This window comes from Alkalicoccobacillus murimartini (genome assembly GCF_030813245.1).
Lineage (GTDB): Bacteria > Bacillota > Bacilli > Bacillales > Bacillaceae_D > Alkalicoccobacillus > Alkalicoccobacillus murimartini.
The window spans coordinates 444,611-470,805 of record NZ_JAUSUA010000002.1 but is presented as its reverse complement, the minus strand read 5'-3'; the positions used below and the strand labels follow the sequence as shown (position 1 = coordinate 470,805).

Below are 26,195 nucleotides of genomic sequence, written 5' to 3'. Positions count from 1 at the left end.
TACTCGCTTAAGGATGGAGATGAAGAATGAATCCTTATATTAGTGTAATTATACCTACGTACAATAGGAGCGCTTTATTAATAAGGGCTGTTAAAAGTGTACTTGAACAAACATACGAAAAACTTGAAATAATTGTGGTAGATGATGGATCTACTGATGATACTAAAAAGAAAATAAAAGAGTTGGATAATGAAAAGATAGTTTATATTGAACAAAGTTCTAATACCAATGGATCAGTTGCAAGAAATTTAGGTATTAAGAGATCGAAAGGTGACTACGTCGCCTTTTTAGATTCAGATGATGTTTGGTTATCAACAAAACTGCATGTTTATGTAAAACATATTGAAGAGAATAGAGATAAGAACGTATTCTACTCTGCATTATTTGATGATGATGGGTACAATAAGAAAATAAAACCGCACCGGGCGATAAAAGAAAACGAAAAAGTTGGAGACTACATTTTTTCATCTAATGGTGTAATGCAAACAAGCACCCTTATGCTATCAAGCAAACTTGCAAAGAAAATAATGTTTGATGAAAACCTTGGGAAACATCAAGATTGGGATTTTTGTTTAAGGTTAGAAGAAAACAAGAACTCTTTTTATTTTATAAATGAACCTTTAGTGATTCGTCACAGAGAACAAGACAGATTAAGAATATCAAATTATAAAAATGCTAGTTTTTCTACCAAATGGGTTGAGTCAAGTAAAAAAAGACTATCTAAAAAAGCGTATAATGCGTTTTATTTAAAAACAATTGCAAGCCAAGAAGGGGAAATCTGGAGTAAAACTAAAGTACTTAAATTATTAATAAAGTCAATTTTACTTAGATCAGTACCTTTTAAACAACAATTGTATTTTTCAAGGTTTTTGTTTCCAAAACTAATACAAAATAGAATTGAGAGTTTGAGGGGATTATGAAAATATGTTTTATAGCTTCTTCGGGTGGACATTTAGATCAATTGATGATGTTATTTCCAATTATGATTGAGAATGATAGCTATATTGTCACAGAAAAAACAAATTATGAAATAAACAACAAAAACATTAGATGTTATGAAGTGACACAGGTTAATAGACGTGAATTGATTTTTATATTTAAATTAATAAAATTGTCTTTAAAGAGTTTATATATATTTCTTAAAGAAAAGCCTGATGTAGTAATTTCTACAGGTGCGCTAATTTCTATACCAACTATAATGTATGCAAAATTATTCAGAAAAAAAATTATATTTATTGAATCTTTCTCTAAAGTTAATTCACCAACTATATCAGGAAAAATAGCTTATCAATACGCTGATATATTTATTATTCAATGGGAAGGTTTGAAGAAATATTATAAAAATGCAATTTATAAAGGAGGGATATATTGATATTTATTATTACTGGATCCCAAAAATTTCAGTTTGATAGGCTGTTAATTAAAATGGATGAGATATCATGTGAATTAAATTTGAAGACAGAGATATACGCACAGACTGGTTACTCTAATTATGCCCCTAAGAACTTCAAGTTCAAGAATTTTTTAAATAAGAATGAATTCGAAAAACAAATAGAAAAAAGTGAAATATTAATTACTCACGGAGGTACCGGATCAATTATGAAGGGAGTTAAATCGAAGAAAAAAGTAATCGCTATTCCTAGAATGAAGAAATATAAAGAACATGTTGATAATCATCAAATTGAAATAATTAAAGAGTTCGACAATTTGAACTTAATTTATGGTCTATATGAAATAGAAAATTTGAAAGATGCATTAATTGATATTAAAAGAGTAAACATGGGGGAGTATAAATCTAACACTAAAGATATAATTAATAGCATAAATGATTTTCTTTATAAGGTCTAATTATTTTTTGAAAGGAAAAATGTTATGAAAAGATGCATTATTATGATTACTAGAAACTATCCGTTTTATAAAGGAGAACCATTTGTCGAAAATGAGATAGGTGAAATAAATAACCATTTTGATAAAGTGATAGTAATAGCAGCTCTGACTCAAAATAACCCTAAACAAACAAGGTCTGTACCTAAAGGAGTTGACATTGTTAGTAATACTTCCCCTAAGTATTTTGGTGTTTTTAGATATTTATCAAACACACTTTTTTGGAAAGATATTATATATGATATAGAAAAAAATAAAAGAATATTACATCATCCAATTAGAGTAGCTAAATGTGCTGCGTTTTCATATATTCCCAAAAAAGCATTTGCAGATATAAGAAAAAAAATTCAGCAGTATAACTTCAATCAATATGATGAAATTATAATATATAGTTATTGGCTGCACTATACAGCGGAAATTGCAATAAAACTTAAAGAGCATATAAGTAAGTATTCAGAATGTAAAGTTAAGGTAATTTCTAGAGCTCATAGATATGACATATATGAACAAGAGGAAAAAGGAAAGTACATTGCATTTAGAGAACATATATTGAGTAAGGTTGATAAAGTGTATTCAATTTCTGAGGATGGAAGGAATTATATTTCTAGAAAATACCCCAATTACAGTTATAAAATACATTTATCGAGGTTAGGTGTACCTAATCGTGGTTTAAACCCTTCTGATCAAGACTCAATAATTCATATTGTATCTTGTTCTAGAATAGAAAAAGTAAAAAGAATTCATTTGATTATTGATATTTTAAGTGAATTCAAAGACAGAAAAATAAAATGGACCCATTTTGGGGGAGGTAGTCAACAAAAAAAAATTAAAGAATATGCAAAAAAAATTACAGGAAATATTAATGTTGATTTTAAAGGTAGTGTTAGCAATTCAGAACTAATGGAGTATTACAAGCAAAATCATATTGATATATTTATTAATGTTAGTTCAAGTGAAGGTATACCTGTTTCAATTATGGAAGCCATGTCATTTGGGATTCCTATAATCGCTACTAACGTAGGAGGTACTGGTGAAATAATTGATGAAGGAGTTAATGGGCATTTATTAAATAGAAACTTTGATGTGAAATTTGCTGTTGAAAAAATTTACAATTTAATAGATAGAGAATCAAAATATTCTTTTAGGAATTCATCGAGGTTACATTGGGAGAAGAATTATAACTCAGATATAAATTACAGAAAATTCGTACAAGAATTAAAACAGATATAATAGAAAAGAGGATTAATATTAATGAAAAAAATCAATTTATATTATAAAAAATTACCTAACATGGGTGACCTACTGAATCCGTTAATTGTAGATGAATTATTTGGAATGAAGTCAAGACACAATATCTTTTTAACTTGTGAAATGAGTGGTATAGGTAGTGGGTTAGAAAGTTTTTTGTTGTCAGATAAAAGAAAAAAAAGGGTTGCTCAAAAATTGACAGCGCCATTTTTTAAAGATGTACATATATGGGGGACAGGGTTTTTAAGAGAAAACATTAATGAAAGTTATTTTTATAGAAAAAATACTGTATTTCATGCTGTAAGAGGCGAGTTAAGTAAACAGAAAGTTGAGAGAATTCTGGGAGTGAAATTAGACATTCCAACAGGAGATGCTGGTTTATTAGCAAGTAATTTAATAAATTATAAAGTGAATAAAAAGTTTTCTTTAGGAATCATTCCTCATTTTAGGGAACAAGATTCGAAAGTTTTTAGTGATATTTATAAGGATAATAAAAATGCGAAAATAATAGATTTAAAAGAAGATCCAATAAGTGTAATTGAACAAATCGCTCAATGCGAAGTCATTCTTTCAAGTAGCTTACACGGGTTGATAGTAGCAGATAGCTTTAATGTTCCAAATAAACATATAATTGTTTCAGACAAGTTAAAAGGTGATGGATTTAAATTTAGAGATTATTATTCTTCATTTGGGATTGAATATTCACCTGCAGATTTAAATAAAGATAATGTACCTAATATATCAGAAATTAAGAATGATTATACTCTATCTTTTGATGATATTGAATTAAAAAAGAAAGAGCTAATATCATCATTTCCATTTAAGAATGATTAAAGAAATTGAATTGAATTCTAAATACTTTTATTTATTTACAGGGATATTATCTGTAGCTATTGGACTATTAGCATCATATGATTCTCAATCATTATTAATTTTCGTATGTTTTTTAATATATATTTTAGCAATAGTTTCATTTCTCGATGAAGCAAAATTTAAATTAGTAGTTCCCTATTTTCTTCTTATTATACTCTTCCAAGAAACAATAATTAATCTTATGAAATATGTGGTGGGCGATTTAGGAAATGTAGTTTCCTATTTTGACGAGTTATTCATATTGATAATGCTTCCAGTAATAATTATAAAATGTATTATTAAAGGAGAGAAATTAAGAGGAGCTAAAACAATAATCGTTTTAATAACTCTTTTTCTATTAGGTTTTTTCTCAGGTTTTTATAATAATGTTTCTTTTGTAAAAATGTTAGAAGGATCTTTACTAATACTTAAAGGGTTATTATTTTATATTGTCTTTGTTAATATAAATTATTCAAAAGATGATGTAATTAGATTTTTTAAATTTTCGAAAATTGCTGTAATGATAGTTGTTATATTTACTGTCATTGATCTTATTGCTCCTACTACTTTAAGGACAGTCCTCAATGCAAGAACAGGACTTGAATACCGGTTTAATTCAATACACACAGTGAAATCTATATTTGTTTTACCTGCAATATTTGCGTGGTTTACTGTATTTGTTGGAATTTATAACCTTGTTAAATATAAAATCAATGGGGAGAACAAATATTTAGTGTATTGCGCTATTCTATTTGCTTGTTCATTACTTTCGTTTAGGTTTAAAACAATTATTGCACTTCTATTTGTGCTAATTTTATTTTATTTTGTTTATTCATTTAAGAAAGCTTTGTACAGTTTCCTTCCCACAATAATAATTATAGGGGTAGTGAGTTTCTTATTTGGGGATATATTTCTAAATTTTGTTGACTTCACTTTTAATAGATACCTAAATGCAGGATATATGGACACTGCAAGAACAGCTTTGTACTATGTATCAATATTAATTGCTAATAATAATTTCCCATTGGGCGCGGGATTTGGTGAATTTGGTGGTTACATTGCTGTAAGGGATTACTCAAATCTTTATTATCAGTATAATTTACATTCAATTTATGGGTTATATCCTGAAGATCCAAAGTACGCAATGGATACTTATTGGCCTAATATATTAGGTGAAACCGGATATTTGGGTGCAATTCTATTAATTTCTACGTATCTTGCTTTAATAATAGGATCCATTAATAAAGCCAAGAAAGTAGAAGACAAAAATATTAAGGTTCTTCTGTTATTTTCTGGTTTAGCATTAACTCAAACTCTAGTTGAATCTATGGGATCACCAACATTTAATTCTTCACCTCAAAATGTTTTTTTATTTGCTACGCTAGGTCTAACTTATTCAATGTATTTAAAATATAATCAAAAGAATGACAAAACATTTTAGAGGTGCGTGATTTGAAAAGCAAAGTTTTAAAAATATTCAAAGTTAGTGGTATGAGACAAATTATTACTCTTGGTACTGGCGTTTTAATGGCTCAAATAATAACCATTTTAACCCAACCTGTTATAACTAGAATATATTCACCATCTGAAATAGGTTTACTTGCTATTGTTATTTCAACAGTAACGATGTTAGTTCCGGTAGTAACTATGCAGTACCATTTAGCTATTGTATCTGCTCGTAAAAACTCTTCTGCTAATTCAATCATAATACTTTGTGGATTAATACTAATACTAATGTCGATTATATTAATTCCATTATTAATAAGTTATAACCGTTTTTTCCCTACAACATTTAGTTTAATTGGTAATTGGTTCTTCATAATTATTCCTTTGGTATTTTTAGGTGGGTTAAGAAATATCCTAGACTCATACAACAATCGATTCGAACAGTATAAGTTAATGTCAAAAGTAACTTTTAGAAAATCGATAGTGTTAAACTTTAGCAAGATACTTACAGGATTGTTTGGTCTAGGTTATATAGGATTAATAATGTCGCAGGTATTGTCAGAAATTACAGGAATAAAGTCTCAGTCAAGGTTTTTAAGGTCAAATATTAAAAATTTTAAAAACATAGATATCTTAGAGGTGAAAAAGGTAGCAATAGATTTTAAAGTACAGCCATTTTTTTCTTTGCCAGGAGTATTTGCTACCAGTTTTTCTTTTATGATATTACCAATTCTTATAGGGGAATTATTCTCGATTACAGAAACTGGTTATTTTCATATGGGGATCATCCTTTTAACACTTCCCTTAACATTAATTAGTTCTAATGTAGCGAAAGTTTTTTTCAAGAAAGCGACATTTGAGAAAAATGAGAAAGGAAATTTTTATAATACATTCAAAAGTTATCTGACCATATTATCATTACTCTCTCTAATAGGTTTCGTATTTTTATGGTTTACAGTAGAGGATTTATTTGCTTTATTTTTAGGTTCCGAATGGATGATATCAGGTGAATATGTGAAGATATTAATTCCAATGTTTGCAATACGGTTCATAACCACATCAATGATGCATGGGTTTATTATTTCTGGAAAACAGTTACTTAAGTTAATGCTTCAATTGTTATTCGTTGTATCGGCAATTTGTATTTATTTTATATCATCAAACATGAATTTACCTATTGAGATTTTTCTTAAGTTAATTAATGATATATATCTTATAATTTATGTAATTCTTCTTTTTGTATTGTATAAAACTAGTAAAAAAAGTTAGGGGATATCAAATTGAAAAACATAAAAATGAATTACGCGAAAATTGGAAATATGGGGGATTTGTTGAACGAATTGATTGTCGAAGAACTATTTGGTTACGAGATAACACATAGTAATAAATGGAAATGTGAGACTACTGGTATAGGAAGTAGTTTAAATGCTTTCTTTCCAAAAAAATCTGAAGTAGTTGGTAGTTTTCCAAAGAAATTAGTGAAATCATTTTACGGTAGGTTACAAGCGCCATTACAAGTTTGGTCTACTGGCTTTATTAATTATTCTGATGAAGATCATATAAGTATAAGAAGTAACGTAAATATAGCTGCAGTTAGAGGCGAATTAAGTAGGCAGAGGTTAGAAAAAATTTTAAATAGAAATTTGGATGTCCCTACAGGTGATGGTGGATTATTAGCTTCAGAGCTTGTTAAAAATAAAGCTACAAAGAAATATAAAGTAGGTATAATCCCACATTTTAAAGAGAAAAACGAACAAAAGTTTTTTGATTTATTGAATAATTATAATAACTCTACTCTTATCGATCTAACAATAGATCCTTTAACAGTAGTCGAACAAATTGGAGAGTGTGAAACTATCCTTTCAAGCAGTCTTCACGGATTAATAGTTGCAGATAGCTTTGGTATTCCTAACAAAAGATTAACATATACAAATAATTTAATGGGAGATGGCTTTAAATTTAATGATTATTATTCAGCATTTAATGTGGATCCAAAAATTTGTGATCTTAAAGTAGATTCATTTCCTGAAGTTAATGAAATATATAATGATTATCTGATAGATAGTAGTATCGTAGAATTTAAAAAAGAACAATTAAGAACAAGTTTTAACAAATATCTGTGAAATAATTATCTATTAACTTGAGAGTAGTGATAAAAATTATTGAATCTAGAGTTGATCTAATAAAATATTTAAGACAAGATAAAATTAACTTAGGTAAAACTGCAAATCGCCCAAAGTTTTTTTCTGATGAAATTTGGAGATTTCAGTTATACCTTAGGCATGTTGAGTATTATAAAAATAAACATAAAAAGACTATCCTTGGTAAAAATAAAACTTATATATTGTAGAGTTCGATACAAACATTTAAGCATTAAGCTCGGATTCTCGATTCCATTAAATGTATTTGTTCCGGGGTTAAGTATTGCTCACAGAGGGACATTTGTAGTTAATAGTGGTGCAAGAATTGGGGGGAATTGCAGAATTCATACGTGTGTAAACATAGGTACAGAGGCTGTTCAAAAAACAAGGCTCCAAAATTAGGGGATGGAATTTATATTGGACCTGGAGTGAAAATATTCGGAGAAATTGAAATTGCTGATAATATAGCAATAGGAGCAAACTCAGTTGTTAATAAATCTTTTCTAACACCTAATAAAACAATTGGAAATATTCCTGCGAGGGAGATAAGTGATAAAGGAACACTCGGTCTCATGAATCTATCGAAATAATTAATTATTCTATTAATTCGAAATGAGGTTTTGATAAATATGAAAAATATCGCTGTCATAGGAACCGGCTACGTAGGCCTTGTCACAGGAGTCGCCCTCTCAGAAATCGGTCACTCAGTAATATGCGTAGACATTGACGAACAGAAAGTAGCTTCAATGAGAGAAGGAATCTCTCCAATTTATGAACCAGGTTTATCAGAACTAATGAAAAAGAATTATGAAGCGGGTCGGTTATCATTTACGACTTCACATGAGATGGCATTCGCTGGGGCGGATGCCATTTATATTGCCGTTGGAACCCCTCAGAAAGAGGATGGAACGGCTGATCTTCGTTTTATTGAATCAGTTGCTCGTAACATCGCTGAATACCTCGCAGACTATGCGGTTGTTGTTACAAAAAGTACAGTGCCTGTTGGAACGAATGATTATATTAAGCAATATATTGAGAAGCATACCGATGTTCCTTTTGATGTGGTCTCAAACCCTGAATTTCTTCGTGAGGGTTCAGCTGTTCATGATACGTTTAACGGTGATCGCATTGTGATTGGTTCTAGTACTGGGCTAGCTGCTTCCATTTTGAAAGAGATAAACAAACCTTTTGGAATTCCAATCTTCAAGACCGATATTCGTAGTTCAGAGATGATTAAGTATGCTTCTAATGCTTTCCTAGCAACAAAGATTAGCTTTGTAAATGAGATTGCAGCCCTTTGCGAAAAGCTCGGAGCCAACGTAGATGATGTTGCGCAAGGTATGGGCCAAGATAAGCGGATTGGTGAGAAATTCTTGAATGCAGGAATTGGTTATGGAGGCTCATGCTTTCCTAAGGATACAAGTGCTCTTGTTCAAATTGCAGGAAATGTAGAGCATGAATTTACTCTACTAAAAGCGGTTATTGAAGTGAACTACAAACAACAACGTCTTTTAATTGATAAAGCACGAGAGCATTTTGATTCATTACGTGGAAAAACCATTGCTATGCTTGGAACTGCTTTTAAACCAAATACAGATGATATGCGTGAAGCTGCTTCCACTATACTAGCGAGAGAGCTTGTTTTGGCTGGAGCGAATGTTGTCGCATATGACCCGGTTGCGATGGAACCAGCAAGGAAGCTCTTCCCAGAAGCGGTCGATTTTGTTGATAGTGTTGAGTCTGCCTTAGACGGTGCAGATGCAGCATTTCTTGTAACAGAATGGGATGAGTTTAAAGAGTTAACTCCAGCTCAATACGTCTCTTTTTTGAAAGAGCCTGTGTTATTTGATGGTCGAAATTGCTATGACCTAGAAAAAATGAAGGCAGCTGGTATCGAGTATTATTCAGTTGGACGACCTGTCGTGAAAGTTGAGAAGGAATTAGTGTAATTACTAAGAGGCACTTATGGAATAAATCCATGGGGGCTTGTTTTTTTAGAGACGTTTATTACGAGGATCATTTAGCAAAAGTTGCTCCATTGAATCTCCGCCTAAATAAGCGCAGGTTTTATTTCATACTCCGGCTCATTTTGCATTAGTATGCTTCTATACATTTTTGATGCTTTTGACTTAGCGAGGTGGAGTTGAGTTTGTTTTGTTGTAATTATCATGTCGGAATTAACAATATCTTCTTGGATAATATCCCAGGAAGTTTGTTGATTCCGATTAACCTAGGAAGAGACATAATAAATAAAGTGAAACTATTAACTAACACGGAGTTCCAAAAAGTTAAATAAAGAGAAAGACGTTCAAGCATATAGACTGGAAGGTTAAAAAAATATATGGTACTAAGAAAGGTAACGTAAAGTTAGGAACAAGAAACAAAAATAGCAGGATCATCAGGAGTTATTCGAACTAAAAAAGATAAAAAATTATTATCGGTAAAAAGATCTAATCAGTTATTTGTTTTCGTGATGGAGTTATTTGAAATATGTCTCTTTCTTTATTATGTTCTAATAGATAAAAATAAGATTGATTTTGTTGTTTCCTCCATTCTTTGACTATAAGAGTTTAGTAATCCTTTAAACTCTTTCAATATAGAGTCTTTCAAACTAAAGCTACCTCACTTTTAAAGATAAGTTCTTCTATTAAAACCTCAATCATATTTCCCTAAATTATAGCTTGATGAAATAGCTTAAATATCAACGCACAAATAAGTCTTCCTCCTTGTAAAACTCTATGAAGTTGACAGTTTTTGATCATTAACGACGAACAATTTTTGTTGTAGACATCAAGTTTAATTTTACAATTAGATTTTCCGGTTTTTCATACGATGACGCCCTTACAAATTAATTAGCTATTATAAAAGGAAGAATTCAAAACCAATCTATCCTTGGACTTACGCTCAAACAAACTACAAATTACCTAATTTCATCCAATTGATGCATCGAAAAAAGGTACTTTTGCAACTTACTATACCTTCTCTCATCTTTTACCATGGAAATAAAGTGAAATAGTTGGACGAGGAGGAAGAGATGAAAACACTTCAAGCATCGTCTGTTTATAATATGATCGGAAATATGAAATCAGATACAAGCACTCAAATGACCCAGTTGGCCTCTTATCATCAAGCCTTAGTTCAATTCATTACAGATGAAGAGACTATGAAAGGTTCGGCGGGCGACGCCATTCGCGCCTACTTTCAAGATGTCCACCTCACGTTTGTGACGCATTTAGGGGATACGCTGCAAAGCTTATCGCATGGACTAGACAAGCTTGAATCAGCCATCAAAGATTTAGATAGCGATGAGAATGCCTCCATTCGTGAGGAGTTTTTAGAAGGGACGCTTATCCCGAAGCTAAAGGATTTAAAGGAGTCGGTGACCACCGCAACAGATGGTATTAATGATGTCTTTAGTGAATACTCAGATGTGATCTCTTTAGGCCGATTAAGTGACAGTGATGTCCTTCATGGATTGCGCCAAGCAGAGGATGCGGCGGAAACGATGATAGAAGACCTCTATCAAATGGATCAGGAAGGCATGACTACCATGCAACCGATTGAAGAACGCATCGCCCTCCTATCTAGTTTTCTCCAAGAAATCACTTCTAAGACGATTGATGGAAGTCTATCTCCTGTCGGCTATAGCCGAAGTCAAATCGAGAATGTGGATGAATGGAAAACAATCTCAAGTCAGAATGCAGCCGTTCGGAACGCCCATATGGCCAAGCTACAAGAAACCAAAATGTATGCCCACACCCTACCTACTGAATATCTCTATAAAGGTATGTATGAACACGCGCAGATTGATCCAGAGGTGAGTCCGTGGTATTACATGGAGCATTTGCCGGTGAGTGCTGAGGTGAATACGGGCGCGGCGATTAACGCGTGTGGGCCGCCAACAGATACAGCTGGAGTTAATACGGAACAAGGGGAAACAGGTGGGGCCTTAGATGCTACCTTGAATTTTTTCAAAGGAGCTGGTAAAGGAATTTGGAATGCGGGGAAAGATACCTATGAAGGTATCAAGAATATTGTCACTGATCCAGTTGGAGTATACAATGACACCAGGGACTTCATTGTTGCTGTAGCAGATGACCCAGCTATTCTCGTAGACATGGGAAAAGAGCTCTGGTATACCTTTGAAGAAGATGTTATCAACGGAGATGCCGAATCTCGAGGTCAATGGTTTGGTTATGCAGGAACTATCGTTGCCACATCCGTTGTAGGTGATAAAGGGATATCTAAGATCGGTAGCGCTGGACGATTAGGAAAAGTAGGCGGAGACCCAGGTAAAACAACTCAGCACAACCTAGGAGTACAACTCTCAACACAGAACCCTGTCAGTAAGCCATCATTAACAAGCACTATGAAGCAAACAGGCTTAAACGGTGTCAACGCATTGAACGACTTTACCCAAAAAGCAGTCACTAGCACAGCTAAGTTTGCCAACCAAACCGCACAAAACGTCCAAAGAATCACAAATAAAGCTATCGACAAATCGGTCCAAGCGATGAGCCACTTTACAGGTGGTGGAGGTCCAGCACTTGCTACCGTAACTAACGCCGGACGAACGGTGACGCCACCACCGCCGCATAATGTATTGAACCCAGTTAAGATTCAGAGTGATTTGAAAGCAGTGACTGAAGCAAATTTGCGTAAGGTTGAGGCAAAAGCAGGATTGCAAACGGCCGTTCACACAACAAGAATGGATCAGATTAGTGTTGATTTTAAACAGAATTCAAAACATGATACGCCTGAATTTAATAGACAGCTAAAAGATCAAGAAACTGGAATGAATAAGCTAACAATGGATGAGTATTTAAAGAATCGTCAACGTTATCTTGAAGAAGGTCGTGCAATCGAGGGAAATGCTGCACAAAGAGCTGCTCGCGAATGGGAATTAAAGAATAAGATTGATGAATTGTATGAAAGTGGTTTAACAAAAAAACAAGCTGAACAAAAGGCAAATGAATGGATAAAAACGCAAGCTGCTCTTCATAACCCGGATCAAATTGCTGGGGGAGTTCCGAGCCACATTAGCGGGTTAGGAGACAGTTCAATAAACTCTTCCCTGGGCTCACAATGGAAATATAGAATTGATATAGTGGATGAAAAGATTAGTAATATAGCAAAAAACATGAATGAAACCCAATTGAAAAATACTTCACTTAATGTGAAATTAACACGTAAATAAAGGAGGAAGACAGTGAAGAGTAGATTATTAAATAATTTTATCGTGGAATCAAATGTCTCAGAAAAAACAATTGAAGACTATAAAGGTAAATTACCTGATCAAATATTGGATTTTTGGGAGAATTACGGCTTTGGGACATTACTTAATGGGTATCTAAAAGTAATTAATCCTGGTAGCTATGATGAAGTACTTAAAGATACCTTCTTAAGAAGCGAGGGCGCTATTCCAATTTTCACCACCGCGATGGGTGATGTTCTTTATTGGTCAAGTCTTGATGATGCTAATAAGACGTATTTAGGCTTGCTAAATTATCGTAAGGGAACTAGTAGTGTTATTACAACGAAGATAAATTTATTTTTCAGGTTTATTGAAGAAGAAGAGAAAGATTTTTTAGAGCCAGATATGGATTGGCTCCCTTACCCTGAAGCTGTAGAACGGGACGGTCCTCCAGCATATGATGAATGCTTTGGGTATGTTCCATTGCTAGGATTAGGTGGGGTTGAAAAAGTGGAGAATCTAAAAAAGGTTAAAATCGTAGAGCATATTTATATTATTAAAGAGTTAATGGGGCCGATTGAATAATTTCTTTGACCACAGTAATTAACTGTGGTTCTTTTTTGCTTAGCAAGGGCGAACTCTAAAATGGATCGCCGAGTTAAATTAATATAAGAATGATGGTAAAAAATTTACAGAAAGTTTGACTGATTTTCTCAGGAGTTACTTAAATGGAGACATCAAATATGGAAAAAACGTACCAAGAAATTGCAAATGTGTTAGTTGAAATAATCCCTGAAGATTGGAGCAAAATTTATTTATACGCTGAATATGGGGAGGGATATAAAAAAGTATTTTTCTACTATTATCCAACAGCAAATGAAAAACCAATCTATAGTCTAGATATCCCACACGATTTTAAAGTTGATGTTGAAAATCATAATATAATGAGACGAAAACTGTATGATTTATTTGAAGTTTTATGGATGGAATTTAAAGAGCATGATCAGGAGCAATGGACACTATTAACCTTTATTCTTGATAATACTGGAGAAATGAAAATTGATTATAGCTATGAGGATATCGCTGATCTTAGTCCCACGGACAAACAAGATGAATGGGAAGCAAAATATTTAACTAAAGGAAGTTGATTAAATGAACGAAGTTTTTAAAGATGAATTTAGTGAGTTTCAGTCAGACATGATTGAAAGTATAATTTAGTATATTCGAATCATCCAATAAATTAGCTTCTGATATCTCAATGGAATGGTTTGAAGAATCAGCCGTTTCTTTGATTTTATAGATTTGATTTAGCCAAGGTAAAAAACTAAATATGTGGATGTAACGATAGTACTATAAGTGAACTCAAAAAATTCGCGGGCTCTTGTTCGCGACGAAAATGCTTCTATTTGTATGGAGGAGATCATGAATGGTGGAATATACACCCTAATGCCGGGTGAACTGGAACTAATAGATCTGGGTATACATGATATATATACACACAATGGAGGAAGATCAAAGGGTCATTGGGCAGATGCTCCAAGATAAAAAGGAGGAAGTAAAATGAATTTTGATGATCAATCGATAGTTAAACCGTTACCAAGTGTCGAGGTAGTAAAACAAGAAGAAGAATACTGGAATGCTAAATTGCCTCTTTCATTAAAAAACATATTAATTAAAGCTAATGGAGCTATTCCTTTAGAAAAAGAATTCAGTACAGAGCAGAGTTCATATGTTATCGAGAGGTTCCTTTGTATAGTAGAAGACACTGATACTGATAATGGAGTTCTAGACATTGACGTAACGAGAACTCGTCTAGATGAAAGAATTATTTTCGATGAAGATGTTGCAGGTGCTCAACTACTACCATTTGCAGTTCTTTTTGCTGGAGATTATTTATGTCTGAACTATTACGAAAATGAAGAAGAACCAAAAGTTTACGTCTGGAAACACGAAGAATCTTCCGACATGGAACCATATATAGAGTTCGTAGCAGATAATTTAAATGAATTTTTGAAAAAGGTTCAATAGTTAGTTTCGCAAACATACAATTCTATGATACTTAAAATTAGAAGCAATAGATGAAATGTCTATTGCTTTTTACTTTAACTTAGATCATCAGTTTTAGCCATGACCAAGTGAGTTTAATGTAAAATATACAATAAATGGTGAGGAATTTGATCACCATTTAACAAACTACTTAGGAGGATAAGAGGATGGAATCAAAGAATATGGAAAGAATCTATCAAAAAATCACAAATAACCTAGTCAATACTATTCCAGAAGATTGGATGAAAACATATTTATATGCTGAATATAGAGAGGGATTCAAGACCGTATTCTTCTATTATTACCCTCTGGATGGAGGAAAACCTGTTTATAGTCTTAATATACCAGACTTATATAATGTAACTGAGAATGATTTTGATAACATGAAAAACGAGCTTTATATGATTTTAACTGATTTATGGAATGAGTTTAATGAACAGGATCAAGAACAATGGACTCATTTGACCTTTATACTTGATAATACTGGAAAAATGAAAATTGATTATGGGCATGAAAATTTATTTGGTATAAGTGCTATAGATAAGAAACGAAATTGGGAAGCAAAATATTTAACTTAATTAATATTTGAAGCAAAAGATCAAAAAGTCTATTGTTCTTTGTACCTATTTGAATGTAACTAACAACAAATAATTAGAGTTGGAGGTTTAAGAATGCAAAGTCTTATTGATACTTTTGAGTTCCAAGAAGACGTCTCAGAGGTTTTAAAGAAAAAATATGAGGGCTTCATTCCATCTGAACTGTTGAAATTTTGGGATGAACATGGACTCGGTTTAGTTTTAGGTGGTTATCTACGCATAATTAACCCTGATGATTATCTGAAGGTTATAAGGGAAACCTTTTTGAGGTCTGAAGATGTTATTCCTATTTTTTCAACAGCCATGGGTGATCTTCTCTGTTGGCAGAAGGATCCTATTGATAATTCTGATGGATTTATCATGCAATTGAACTATCGAAAAGGTATTTCAAAGATCATTGCATTTGAATTTGATTTATTTGTAAAATTTTTAACTGAGGAACCAAGTTTTAGAGTGAAAAAAATGGATTGGCAACCATACATTGAGGCTGCAAAACGGAATGGTCCTCCTGAGTACGATGAATGCTTTGGATATGTACCTTTGCTTGGATTAGGAGGGGATGAAAAAGTTGAGAATCTTAAAAAGGTTAAAATTGTAGAACATATTTATCTTATTAAAGAGTTAATTGGACCGATTGAATAATTTATTTGTTTATGGGGCGAATTTAAAGAGCAAGGTCAAGATAAATAGACGCATTTAACATTTATACTTAATATCAGGGTGAGATGAAGATCTTAGTGATCTAGGTCCAATAAGAATAAAAAGCAAAATACTTAACTTAAATTATAGTTCAAGCAATAGATCAAGAATCTATTGCTTTTTTATGTAGATAGGGGAAGCAACACCAATGGTTGCAAAGACTTTACTAAATGGAGAGCGTCTTACTGGAAAAGTCGAAAAATGATTTTATAGGAGACTAAAAAATGACTAACGATAAATATCAATTAGTTAAGAAACTAATCAAAGAGTAGCTAAGTTGTCTATTACTCTTTTTTAGTGATCAGTTTAGTGCTGATTTTAAGCATAATCGAAATTGACATTTGAAGCTTTAGAGCGGGTCATCTATTTCTCGTCCTCGCCCAACCTAAACTGCGACATCTCCTCTCGAAGCTGCATGGCCAGTTCTGCTAAACCTTGAGCGGAAGCAGCGACTTCTTCCATGGCGGCTAGTTGCTCTTCTGTGCTCGCTGCAGCATCTTCCGTACCTGCTAGTGTAGATTGGGTCGCTTGATCCATTTTAGAAACGTGATCCTTGAGGTTTATGGTTTGTTGAGAGATATCGTTTGCAGAGGTCGAGACCGTTTGGATTTGTTGGTTTACTTTAATAATTGATTCCGAGATCTCTTCAAAAGTTTGATCAACTTTTTTGATCAATTGTGTTCCTATTGTTACTTCGTTTGTCCCTCTTTGTATTTCATTAGCTGCCTTTTTGGCGTTTTCCTGGATGGTTTTAATCATTTGTTCTATTTTACTTACGGATTGTTTCGATTGTTCAGCTAGGTTTCTGACTTCTCCTGCTACAACTGCGAATCCTTTTCCACTTTCACCAGCTCTGGCAGCTTCAATGGCCGCATTGAGGGAAAGTAAGTTTGTTTGTTCTGAGATGGATGTGATCAAATCTAGGATTAATCCAATTTCTATCGCTTGCTGTTCTAGCTCATCCATTGTGGTAGATGTTGTGCCTACCGTCTGGTTGATCGATTCTATTTGTTTAATAGCACTAGCCACCGCGGTTCGTCCTTCGGCTGATCGTGTATGCATTTCTAGCGATGATTCTTTCACAGACTGGCTCGCTTGCGTGATGTATTTAACACTGACTGCCATCTGATTTGAGGCTTTAAGGCTTTGTTTTGATAGGGAAACGTTTGATTCAGCGGCATGTGTTAAAGCTTGAACCGTTTCGGCAATTTGATTCGTGGCCGATGATGTCTCTTCTGAGTTAGCGGATAATTGCTGTGATGTGGAAGCAACATTATCGGAAACATGCATCGTCTGACCGATTAATCTTTGTAAGGATTCTTTCATTTTATTGAATGATTGACCTAATACAGCAAGTTCATCTTTGGTCTTAATCGTAATGGGTTCACTTGATAAGTCGGCGTTGGCAATTAACTCTGCTTCGTTCACTAGTTGCTTTAGTGGTTTTGTAATGGATGAAGCTAACCAAACGATGAGGATCGTGATGAGAATGATAGATAAACTGACAGCAATGATCACAACAATGCGCAGTTGATCTAATGTGCGGTTATTGGACTCAAAGCTTTGTTCCATATGTAGACGTTCATCTTCAGCAAATTGTTGAAAGGTACGCGTGATTTCACGAGCGAGAGGTGTTGTTTTGGTTTGCATGGCAGGTAAGGCTGCATTAATACCACCACTTTTATAAAGAGGAAAAACCTCATCTTCCGTCATGTCCATCCAAATAGTCGAGAGATTGATTGTGTCTTGAAGCTCTTGGCTATTTGATAGCTGAAGTACTTTTTGCTCATCTTTTTCAATGGCTAGATTCACTGCCTCTAATTGATCTAGATACTCGCTCTTCCCAAATAATACGTATCCTCTCGAAAGAGCTAGCCGATCGTTCACGTTATAAGCGAGTCTTTCCTGAGCCAATAGCAATTCAAACTCATGTTGCTGCATCGCATTCATGCGTTCACTAGATTGGGTCAGTGTCACAATCATATACACGGACAAACTGAGAAACAGGATAACCATGACACCAAACACACCAAATAACTTACCGCGGATCGTTTTCACCTTATCACTTCTTTCATTGTATTGGTTCGACTGAAAACTGAATTATTACTTATATCGGAGTTAGGTGAATTATTGTTAATGGTAACGCTTAATTAATAAATAATACCAATTACAACTATTGAAGTTTTCATTTGTATGCTACATAAAAACTCGATTGAACCATATCATTATCCGATCAATAAAAATAAAACCACATCATCTATTGATGATGTGGCTTTTCCCTATTCTTCTGTTACACTTTCCTCTACCTTAAACCGAGAAATCTCATCTCTCAAATCTCCAGCCAGATCCGCCAATCCTTGCGCAGATGAAGCAACTTCTTCCATTGCAGCAAGCTGTTCTTCGGTGCTAGCTGCGGCATCTTCTGTCCCTTCGAGTGTTGACTTGGCTGCGTGATTCATTTGCGAGATGTGGTCTTTTAATTGGATTGTACGATTAGAGATATCATCTGCCGAGGCAGTGACAGTCTGAATTTGCTCGTTGACCTTGTTAATAGACGTTGATATTTCTTCAAAGGAACGATCCACTTCTTTGATCATTTGGGTTCCTTTTGTGACTTCGCTTGTTCCTTTTTGCATGTCGGATGCGGCGGTTTTTGCGTGATGTTGAATCGATTTAATCATCGCTTCAATTTTAGTCACTGATTCTTTGGATTGCTCTGCCAAGTTTCGTACTTCTCCTGCTACAACAGCAAAACCTTTTCCACTCTCTCCAGCTCTAGCTGCTTCAATGGCAGCATTTAATGATAATAGATTTGTCTGATCTGAGATGGATGTAATTAGTTCTAGGATAGAGCCGATTTCTGAAGCTTGCTGCTCCAGTTGATTCATTGTCTTTGAGGTAGCCCCAACGGTTTGATTAATTGATTCAATCTGTTGAATAGCTTTCGACACTGTCTCTCTTCCTTCTGTTGAACGTGTATCCATGTCCTCTGATGCAACCTTCACTGAATGTGTTGCCTTTGAAATGTGCAGAGCACTCTGCTCCATTTCACTTGATGCTTCTAAGCTTTGATTCGATAGGGTTAGATTTTGTTCGGCAGTATTTGTTAGTGATTGAATGGTATCAGCAATTTGGTTGGTCGCAGCGGATGTCTCTTCTGAACTAGCAGATAACTGCTGTGAAGTTGCTGCTACATTTTCCGAAACATTTCTCGTTTGTCCAATTAAAGTGCGTAATGATTTTTTCATTTCATTAAAGGAGTTCCCTAGAATCGCAAGCTCGTCCTTTGTTTTTATGATAAGTGGTTGACTCGATAGATCTGCATTAGCAATCAAATCTGCCTCTTTAACCAGTCGTTTAAGTGGTTTTGTAATAGCTGATGCAAGCCATAGGATCAAAACAATCATAAGAATGACAGAAAAACTGACAGTACTAATCACAATAATTTTTAGTGAATTCAGTTCTTGCGTATTCTTATCAAAGCTCGCTTCCATATTGGCTCGTCTATCATCAGCTAATTCTTGGAAGCTACTTGTGATTTCACGGGCTAATCCTGTTGTATTGGCTCTCATTGACTCATTTGCAGCATCAACGTCACCGTTTTGGTAAAGCGGTAAAACGTCATTCTCTATAATATTTAACCATTGGTCTGATTTCTCAATCGTTCCAGCTAGTTGATCACTAGAAGAAAGAATCACTAATTCTTCTTTGGTTTTAATCATTTGTTCATTTACAGCTTCAAACCTCTGAAGATAATCTTCCTCTCCGAAAATAATATATCCCCTAAATAGTGCTAAGCGATCATTCATGCTATTAGCCATTCTCTCTTGAAGAAGAAGTAATTCAAAGTCCACTTCTTGCATGGACTCCATGCGCTCGTTTGTTTGGATGAGAGACGCAACCAAATAAATAGATAATCCAAAAAATAATAAAACCATAGTACCAAATACACTAAATAACTTACCTCGAATGGATTTCAACGGCATCTCACTTCTCTCTCAGATATAATTCGACAAATTTCGAATTAAGATATATATCGGCATGGATCTGAGTACATTCAAGTAGTTTGAAATTTAGGGGATATAGTTCTTTAAGTTAGAAAACTTATTTAACAAATATATGTGTAATTTTTTATGATTACCTATTAAATATAGAAAAGTACCGTTATGTAGGTTTGATTAAGAATTATTCTGAGCTTAGAAATGTGAAACGATTTTTTAATTAAATGTTTGTTTAATAGTCAGATGAACTAATGATGTAACTGATTTGCTTTCGTATAGTATGACGGTATTTCTTAATACAAAATATGACCAGCAATCACTTTAATAAGCAGTGCCCCCACACGCCTAGTTTCTTTATACTAACTTCACTGGTTCTATCACCTGATCTGAACGAACTCGTCTAGCTGTAACCACTAGTTGCTTATCGTCTTTATACATAAAACCATTAGCTACTGCATGCTGAATAATTCTGTGCGGACTCTCCAAGTAAACTTTTGATTTATAAAAGTAACTGATGCCATTTTTAAAATTTAATTGATAGAAAAAAATGGTTCCCAACTCCTTGTTGCATGTTGATCGCGATGTGTCTTTTTTACCCTAATCTCATAGGGGGAGGGCACTTCTATAGAGATTATACCTAATATATGGAAGGATTTGTGTGACAATTTTATTATCTGGTCTTAAAAGCGGGTCATTAGAATTTTTTTGTTTATTATGGAGGGTTGTTGACGATCTATGAGGAGATGACGAAGCATAAGAACCAGGTGATTTTTCGGAACTGCTTATCTACCTAAACAAAGACCTCCAATAGGAAGTCCCTTACATTACTTTTCAATTTTCTCCACAACTACTTCTCCATTCTCATCTAACAAAGGAGTCAGTCCGCTTCCCGATCCAACCCACGTATGAAGATAGTGAACGCCTGTTACACGATCGACTAGCACACTTACTCTACCAATTGTCGCCAACTGTTCTGATGATTTTTCATAGAATCGTGTTTCTTTTGTCTCTTTTTTTCTGAACATCGTTATCCGCACCTTTGCTAGTTAGTCTGTTTGTTATAATTTCATCATAAAGGACATTCAATCTAAATCTAACGATCTGGACTTTTTTTGCTGAATCTAAGAAATGACCGTGTTGGAAGAGAGGAGGAATAAGTTGTGCAAGCAAACGATGAGTCAGTTGTTTATGATGAATTGCTTAAGTTAATTAATACTAACCGAATGGCTGCTGGTGAGAGAATGCCTTCTGAAAATGAATTGGCGGAAACCTATCAAGTACCGCGAATGACCGTGCGAAAAGCCTACCAGCAATTAGAAAACCGCGGGTACGTTATGTCAGTAAAGGGGAAAGGACGCTTTTTAAAAGAAGAGTCGAGGCCTATTAAACTCCATTTATCGGGAAGTGAGAGCTTTACCGATAAAATGATCGCTGCAGGCTACGATTTGCGCACAGAGGTGTTCCAGTCGGGTGAGCATCCGCACCCGGCGCGAGCTGACTATTTTTCTGGGCCTGCATACAATATTTCAAGACTCCGCTTGATTAATGATGAGCCTATTGCTATTCACCATTCGTTTCTGAATATGGAGATGTTCCCAACCATTCAGGAAGATGCAGCCAGTATTTCTTCTATGTTTTCCTACTATCGAGCATGTGGGTACTCTAACTTTGAGAATGGAAAGTCATTGTTAAGCATCCAATTTCCAACAGCCGACGAACAGAAACGATTACACTGTTCTGGCGTTGTTCCTCTGATCAAATTGGAGAGTAGCACGATTGATGGAGATTCGGGGAATGTGCTGGAGTATACGCATATTTTGTATCGAGGGGATAAGTTTACGTATGAGTTAGATCATTGAAGGGAATTCAAATGACATTTGGAATAAAAATGGACATTTTATTATAGTGCAATGGATTAAAAGCAGGGAGCATCAGTAAGTTGATGCTCCCTGCTTTTTTTGTGGGAAAGTGGAGAGGTGGAACTGGGATTGGAGCGATGGAGGGGGTGGAGCGATAGCCCCCGAGATTGGAGCGATGGAGAGGCAATTGGAGCGATAGCCCCTGAAATCAGAGCAATGGAGAGGCAAGTGAAACGATAGACCCCAAAATTGAAACGACGAAAGGAGAACTGCCCCCTCCCCTCAATTGTAAATACAAATTTACATAATATTCAAACCTTCTTAAAACACAGCGACTTGGCGCCAAGTTAGGATGGAGGTAGTAGAGGAGGTGTGGCACATGAAGCGTCATATGCGGACAAAGATATTAGTGGAGTCGGGTCCTGCTTTAGCGGCACAGCTGGCGGATGAGGTGATAGCTGGTTATTCTGTTGTGGAAATGGTTGCGCCGAGGCAGGGGCTTACGATGGTGAAGATGCGGGAGACGGCTAAAAAGTCACTTTTTTTCATAGGGGAAGCGTTGATTACAGAAGCGATGGTTGAGATTGATGGTCATGTTGGGATGGGTATGATTGTGGGCATGGATGAGGAGCGAGCTCGACATTTAGCGATCATTGATGCTGCGTATCAAGCAGAGCTGCCAGAAACAAAGCAATGGACCAATTGGTTACTCGCTGCGCAAGACGAGTTGAATGCGAAGCAGGCCAAGGAGCATGCGCAGTTAATGAAAACAAAAGTGTCGTTTGACACCATGGATGTTTAGGTGAAAAGGGAGTGGATTCGATGGCAGTGGATGTAGTTCACGATACGCAAACGGTTTTTCGGAGGTTGATTGATAGTATGGCACGGCCTGGTAAGGTGTCGTCTGTTGCAAAGGTGATGCCGCACATTGATCATTCTCTAGATTGCTATGGTTCAATGTTTTTGGTTGCGTTGACGGTGCTTGATAGTGAAGTGAGTTTTCATGTGCTGACCAAGGATGAGGACGATTCGACTTCGGCTTTGATCTCACGTTTAACTTTGGCCAAGCAAGTCGCTGTTCACGAGGCGGATTTTATCATCGTGCCAGCTACGTGCACCGAGCAAGACTTGTTAGAGACGCTGAATCAAGTGAAAAACGGAACGTTACTCGATCCGAACGCGTCGGCAACCATCATCTTAGAGTGTCCCTCCTTTTTAAAGGGGACCAAGTGGATGCTCACTGGGCCGGGGATTCAGACATCCTCTCTTCTGACATTCGGATTCTCTTCAGAGGTGAATGCAGTCAGGCAGGAAAGAAATCAGGAATATCCGCTGGGCATTGATTTGATTTTAACGGAAGCGTCAGGAAAATTAGCGTGTATACCACGTACAACGGTGATGAAGGAGGTGGAATAAGTGGGTTATGTAGCGGTAAAAGGTGGGACAACGGCGATTGAGGCATCCATTGAGAGGTGGCAGTATGACCGGATCAAGGGAGGACACACCCTCGAAGTAGAGACGATTCTATCGACAATGAAAGCGTTAGTTGACCAAGTGATGTCTGAGAGTAGCTTGTATGCGCCTGTCATCGCAGCCCTTGCAATCAAACAGGCGGAAGGAAGTATGGAGGAAGCGGTGTTCATCATGCGTGCGCATCGTTCCACTCTACCGAGGTTGTATGTTAGTGAAACGGTGGAAACGAAGTCGATGCGTGTGTCTAGGAGAATCTCCGCAAGCTTTAAAGACATTCCAGAAGGGCAGATCCTTGGTGCCACAACCGACTATACGCACCGGCTGATTGATTTTGATCTAATGGATGAAACGAAGGAACATTTAGAAGAAAAGCGGCGGAACTACAACAAGCACATGAATGAACTACCGCTAGAGAAGACGTTGCCACCAACCTATCCAAAAGTCGTGGATTATTTAAGAGAGGAAGGATTGTTTTCCTTTTATGAGCAGGATGACCGTGCGCCTTTTGATATTACGAAGCAAAGCATGACGTTCCCCGCCCCACGAAGTGCTCGGTTACAGACATTGACTAGGGGACAAACGGGTGCGGTCACAGCTCTTGGTTATGCATCATTAAGAGGATATGGTCAAGTTCATCCTACGGTTGGGGAAGTGCGAGTGGGCCATGTTCCTCTTACGATTGCTCATCCGAATGAGGCGAGTGATGATGCTTCTGACCAGTATTATCTAGGTGAGATTGAAGTGACGGAAGTGGAGTCGTTTGTGCCAGTAAAACAGAAGGATGAAAACAATCGGGAAGCTCTTGATTTCGAAATCGGCTATGGCATTTGTTACGGACAGAATGAAACAAAAGCAATTGCTATGAGCATTTTGGATCAATGTCTCGATCATCCTGAAGCGCCTTTTCCAACGCATGATGAGGAGTTTGTGCTGCTACATATTGATTCGGTTGAGGCATCGGGTTTTATATCGCATTTGAAACTACCTCACTATGTGACGTTTCAGTCTAAACTCGATAGTATTCGAGAAGTGAGAAAGGGTGTGTCGAGGTCATGAATCCACGTCATCATTTTGCTTTTTTTGATGAAGGCTCAAAAAAGGAGATTCGTCGTGCGTTATTAAAAGCAGTTGCTATCCCTGGCTATCAAGTTCCTTTTTCGTCTCGCGAAATGCCGATTGCTAGAGGCTGGGGAACGGGTGGACTACAAATTACTCTCTCTCTGATAGGCAGGCAGGACATTCTAAAAGTCATTGATCAAGGGTCAGATGAATCCGTCAATGCAGTGAGTATTAAGAAGCTTGTCCAGAAAACAACGGGCATTCGTGTGACGGATACGACGAGTGAAGCCACCCTCATCCAATCCAGACACCGAATTCCAGAGGTACCTCTCACAGAGGACCAGATCCTTGTTTTACAAGTACCAACGCCTGAACCACTAAGAAATGTGGAGGCCAGTGAAGCGAAAACAAAAATTCTCCATTCCGAAGAAGAATACAGTGGAGCGTGGCTGCAGCTGTTTGAGCAGATTATGAAATACGGTCGCGCGGCGACAGGGGCCGATCATCCAGTCTATGTCCACAATCGGTATGTGATGGCACCAAGTCCGATTCCTCGTTTTGATAATCCGCAAATGAATCAATCTGAGGCACTGATCTTATTAGGCGCTGGAAGAGAAAAGAAGATCTATGCGGTGCCTCCCTATACGGATGTTCGGTCTCTGGCGTTTGATGACTATCCTTTTTCCATTGAATCATTTGATGGGAAAAGCTGCAGACAATGTGGCTCAACCGAAGTCTTTTTAGACGAAGTGTTCCATCCAGACACAGGGCATGTTGAGTTTCAATGCAATGATTCAAGCTATTGTCTAGAACAGCTGAATGCCTCACCTCAAGGCAAGGAGGAATCCAGTTATGTATAAGCAGCCAATCCTACAGGTCCACAATCTGAATAAGCAATATGGCTCAGGGTGCAGTGCGTGCCGAGATACACATACACGATCTCTTGAGAAAAACTATTGCGCCTCATGCGGGACAGTATATGCATGTCAGGATCTCTCGTTTGAGTTATACCCTGGTGAAATTCTTGGCATCGTTGGAGAAAGTGGCAGCGGAAAATCAACGCTTATGCAATGCCTCTACTTTGATGAACAAGCAAGCTCAGGAGAGATGCTGTTAAACCATGGCGATGTGGCAGGCAAAAACCTGTGGAGCTTGTCCAACCAACAAAAACGTTTTGTGCGTAATCATATATTAGGCATGGTGTATCAAAACCCATTAAGAGGATTAAAAATGGAGTTCTCAGCAATTGGAAATATTGCTGAAAAGCTTATTGCGGCAGGAGGGCGTAACGTCTCTCATATGGAAGAGACGGGCAAAGAACTACTAGAAAAGGTTCATATCCCGCTCTTACGGATGAAAGAAGCACCGAAGCATTTTTCGGGAGGTATGCAGCAACGTGTTCAAATAGCTAAGGCCTTATCTAATTATCCGCCGATCCTTCTTTTGGATGAAGTGACAACAGGACTAGATCTATCCGTACAGGCGAGTGTGCTGGATTTAATTAAAACAATCCAAAGAGAGCTCGGCATCAGTATGATTGTTGTTTCCCATGATTTAGCGGTGATTCGGATGTTAGCCGATCGCACCATTGTCATGTTGAATGGCACAATTTTGGAACAAGGTTTAACCGACCAGATCTTAGAAGATCCGCAGGAACCATACACGCAGCAGCTTGTCTATTCCATGCTATAAGAGGG

Annotated in this window: 25 protein-coding genes; 22 read left to right on the top strand and 3 right to left on the bottom strand. The window is 36.1% G+C overall.

Annotated elements, in window-relative coordinates; translation table 11 throughout:
* Window positions 1-26: 26 nt before the first annotated feature.
* The 16 genes from J2S05_RS08830 (at window position 27) to J2S05_RS08755 (ending at window position 16,049) form a co-directional block, all read left to right on the top strand.
* Window positions 27-920 (top strand): glycosyltransferase family 2 protein, encoded by an 894-nt coding sequence (locus J2S05_RS08830; protein ID WP_306981927.1) that lies wholly within the window; start codon window positions 27-29, stop codon window positions 918-920.
* On the top strand, window positions 917-1,372 hold the full coding sequence (gene pssD, locus J2S05_RS08825; RefSeq protein ID WP_306981926.1) for a PssD/Cps14F family polysaccharide biosynthesis glycosyltransferase: 456 nt from the start codon (window positions 917-919) through the stop codon (window positions 1,370-1,372). Before J2S05_RS08830 ends, pssD begins: the two co-directional genes overlap by 4 nt.
* On the top strand, window positions 1,369-1,848 hold the full coding sequence (gene pssE, locus J2S05_RS08820; protein ID WP_306981924.1) for a PssE/Cps14G family polysaccharide biosynthesis glycosyltransferase: 480 nt from the start codon (window positions 1,369-1,371) through the stop codon (window positions 1,846-1,848). Before pssD ends, pssE begins: the two co-directional genes overlap by 4 nt.
* A 42-nt stretch (window positions 1,849-1,890) precedes the next feature.
* Window positions 1,891-3,114, top strand: coding sequence for a glycosyltransferase (locus J2S05_RS08815; protein WP_306981923.1), 1,224 nt, complete (start codon window positions 1,891-1,893; stop codon window positions 3,112-3,114).
* Window positions 3,115-3,135: 21 nt separating this feature from the next.
* A complete protein-coding gene (locus tag J2S05_RS08810) occupies window positions 3,136-3,966 on the top strand; it encodes a polysaccharide pyruvyl transferase family protein (protein WP_306981921.1) in 831 nt (276 codons plus the stop codon).
* 10 nt (window positions 3,967-3,976) lie between these two features.
* Window positions 3,977-5,425, top strand: coding sequence for a hypothetical protein (locus J2S05_RS08805; RefSeq protein WP_306981919.1), 1,449 nt, complete (start codon window positions 3,977-3,979; stop codon window positions 5,423-5,425).
* A gap of 11 nt (window positions 5,426-5,436) precedes the next feature.
* Window positions 5,437-6,699: a lipopolysaccharide biosynthesis protein gene (locus J2S05_RS08800; RefSeq protein WP_306981917.1), complete on the top strand. Its 1,263-nt coding sequence runs from the start codon at window positions 5,437-5,439 to the stop codon at window positions 6,697-6,699.
* A gap of 11 nt (window positions 6,700-6,710) precedes the next feature.
* Window positions 6,711-7,553 carry a polysaccharide pyruvyl transferase family protein gene (locus J2S05_RS08795; protein ID WP_306981915.1) on the top strand — a complete coding sequence of 281 codons (843 nt, stop codon included), beginning with the start codon at window positions 6,711-6,713 and terminating at the stop codon, window positions 7,551-7,553.
* A 353-nt stretch (window positions 7,554-7,906) separates the two neighbouring features.
* On the top strand, window positions 7,907-8,161 hold the full coding sequence (locus tag J2S05_RS08790; RefSeq protein ID WP_306981913.1) for a hypothetical protein: 255 nt from the start codon (window positions 7,907-7,909) through the stop codon (window positions 8,159-8,161).
* Between the two features lie 39 nt (window positions 8,162-8,200).
* Window positions 8,201-9,520 carry a UDP-glucose dehydrogenase family protein gene (locus tag J2S05_RS08785; RefSeq protein WP_306981912.1) on the top strand — a complete coding sequence of 440 codons (1,320 nt, stop codon included), beginning with the start codon at window positions 8,201-8,203 and terminating at the stop codon, window positions 9,518-9,520.
* Between the two features lie 1,085 nt (window positions 9,521-10,605).
* Window positions 10,606-12,768: a polymorphic toxin type 15 domain-containing protein gene (locus J2S05_RS08780; protein WP_306981910.1), complete on the top strand. Its 2,163-nt coding sequence runs from the start codon at window positions 10,606-10,608 to the stop codon at window positions 12,766-12,768.
* A 12-nt stretch (window positions 12,769-12,780) separates the two neighbouring features.
* Window positions 12,781-13,350, top strand: coding sequence for a T6SS immunity protein Tdi1 domain-containing protein (locus tag J2S05_RS08775; RefSeq protein ID WP_306981908.1), 570 nt, complete (start codon window positions 12,781-12,783; stop codon window positions 13,348-13,350).
* A 143-nt stretch (window positions 13,351-13,493) separates the two neighbouring features.
* Window positions 13,494-13,913 (top strand): immunity protein YezG family protein, encoded by a 420-nt coding sequence (locus J2S05_RS08770; protein WP_306981907.1) that lies wholly within the window; start codon window positions 13,494-13,496, stop codon window positions 13,911-13,913.
* A 412-nt stretch (window positions 13,914-14,325) separates the two neighbouring features.
* On the top strand, window positions 14,326-14,793 hold the full coding sequence (locus J2S05_RS08765; RefSeq protein WP_306981905.1) for an SMI1/KNR4 family protein: 468 nt from the start codon (window positions 14,326-14,328) through the stop codon (window positions 14,791-14,793).
* Between the two features lie 185 nt (window positions 14,794-14,978).
* Window positions 14,979-15,389, top strand: a complete 411-nt coding sequence (locus tag J2S05_RS08760) for an immunity protein YezG family protein (RefSeq protein ID WP_306981903.1) — start codon at window positions 14,979-14,981, stop codon at window positions 15,387-15,389.
* A gap of 93 nt (window positions 15,390-15,482) precedes the next feature.
* Complete coding sequence (locus tag J2S05_RS08755) at window positions 15,483-16,049, top strand: T6SS immunity protein Tdi1 domain-containing protein (protein ID WP_306981901.1); 567 nt, start codon at window positions 15,483-15,485, stop codon at window positions 16,047-16,049.
* A gap of 420 nt (window positions 16,050-16,469) precedes the next feature.
* Here the strand turns inward: J2S05_RS08755 and J2S05_RS08750 are convergent, their stop codons facing one another.
* The 3 genes from J2S05_RS08750 to J2S05_RS08740 all read right to left on the bottom strand — a co-directional run bounded on the left by J2S05_RS08750 (window position 16,470) and on the right by J2S05_RS08740 (window position 21,132).
* The gene (locus tag J2S05_RS08750; protein ID WP_306981899.1) at window positions 16,470-18,164 is read right to left on the bottom strand and encodes a methyl-accepting chemotaxis protein; all 1,695 of its coding nucleotides are present in this window, start codon (window positions 18,162-18,164) and stop codon (window positions 16,470-16,472) included.
* Between the two features lie 221 nt (window positions 18,165-18,385).
* On the bottom strand, window positions 18,386-20,086 hold the full coding sequence (locus J2S05_RS08745; RefSeq protein WP_306981898.1) for a methyl-accepting chemotaxis protein: 1,701 nt from the start codon (window positions 20,084-20,086) through the stop codon (window positions 18,386-18,388).
* An 845-nt stretch (window positions 20,087-20,931) separates the two neighbouring features.
* Window positions 20,932-21,132, bottom strand: coding sequence for a DUF6440 family protein (locus J2S05_RS08740; protein ID WP_306981896.1), 201 nt, complete (start codon window positions 21,130-21,132; stop codon window positions 20,932-20,934).
* A gap of 135 nt (window positions 21,133-21,267) precedes the next feature.
* Between J2S05_RS08740 and J2S05_RS08735 the strand changes: the two genes are divergently transcribed.
* From J2S05_RS08735 to J2S05_RS08710, 6 genes are all read left to right on the top strand, one after another.
* Window positions 21,268-21,966, top strand: a complete 699-nt coding sequence (locus J2S05_RS08735; protein WP_306981894.1) for a GntR family transcriptional regulator — start codon at window positions 21,268-21,270, stop codon at window positions 21,964-21,966.
* Between the two features lie 379 nt (window positions 21,967-22,345).
* Window positions 22,346-22,768, top strand: coding sequence for a phosphonate C-P lyase system protein PhnG (phnG, locus tag J2S05_RS08730; protein WP_306981892.1), 423 nt, complete (start codon window positions 22,346-22,348; stop codon window positions 22,766-22,768).
* A 20-nt stretch (window positions 22,769-22,788) separates the two neighbouring features.
* Window positions 22,789-23,382: a phosphonate C-P lyase system protein PhnH gene (gene phnH / locus J2S05_RS08725; RefSeq protein ID WP_306981891.1), complete on the top strand. Its 594-nt coding sequence runs from the start codon at window positions 22,789-22,791 to the stop codon at window positions 23,380-23,382.
* The gene (locus tag J2S05_RS08720; protein ID WP_306981889.1) at window positions 23,383-24,495 is read left to right on the top strand and encodes a carbon-phosphorus lyase complex subunit PhnI; all 1,113 of its coding nucleotides are present in this window, start codon (window positions 23,383-23,385) and stop codon (window positions 24,493-24,495) included. It begins immediately after the preceding gene.
* A complete protein-coding gene (locus J2S05_RS08715; protein ID WP_306981887.1) occupies window positions 24,492-25,358 on the top strand; it encodes an alpha-D-ribose 1-methylphosphonate 5-phosphate C-P-lyase PhnJ in 867 nt (288 codons plus the stop codon). Before J2S05_RS08720 ends, J2S05_RS08715 begins: the two co-directional genes overlap by 4 nt.
* On the top strand, window positions 25,351-26,190 hold the full coding sequence (locus J2S05_RS08710; RefSeq protein WP_306981885.1) for an ATP-binding cassette domain-containing protein: 840 nt from the start codon (window positions 25,351-25,353) through the stop codon (window positions 26,188-26,190). Before J2S05_RS08715 ends, J2S05_RS08710 begins: the two co-directional genes overlap by 8 nt.
* Window positions 26,191-26,195 lie beyond the last annotated feature (5 nt).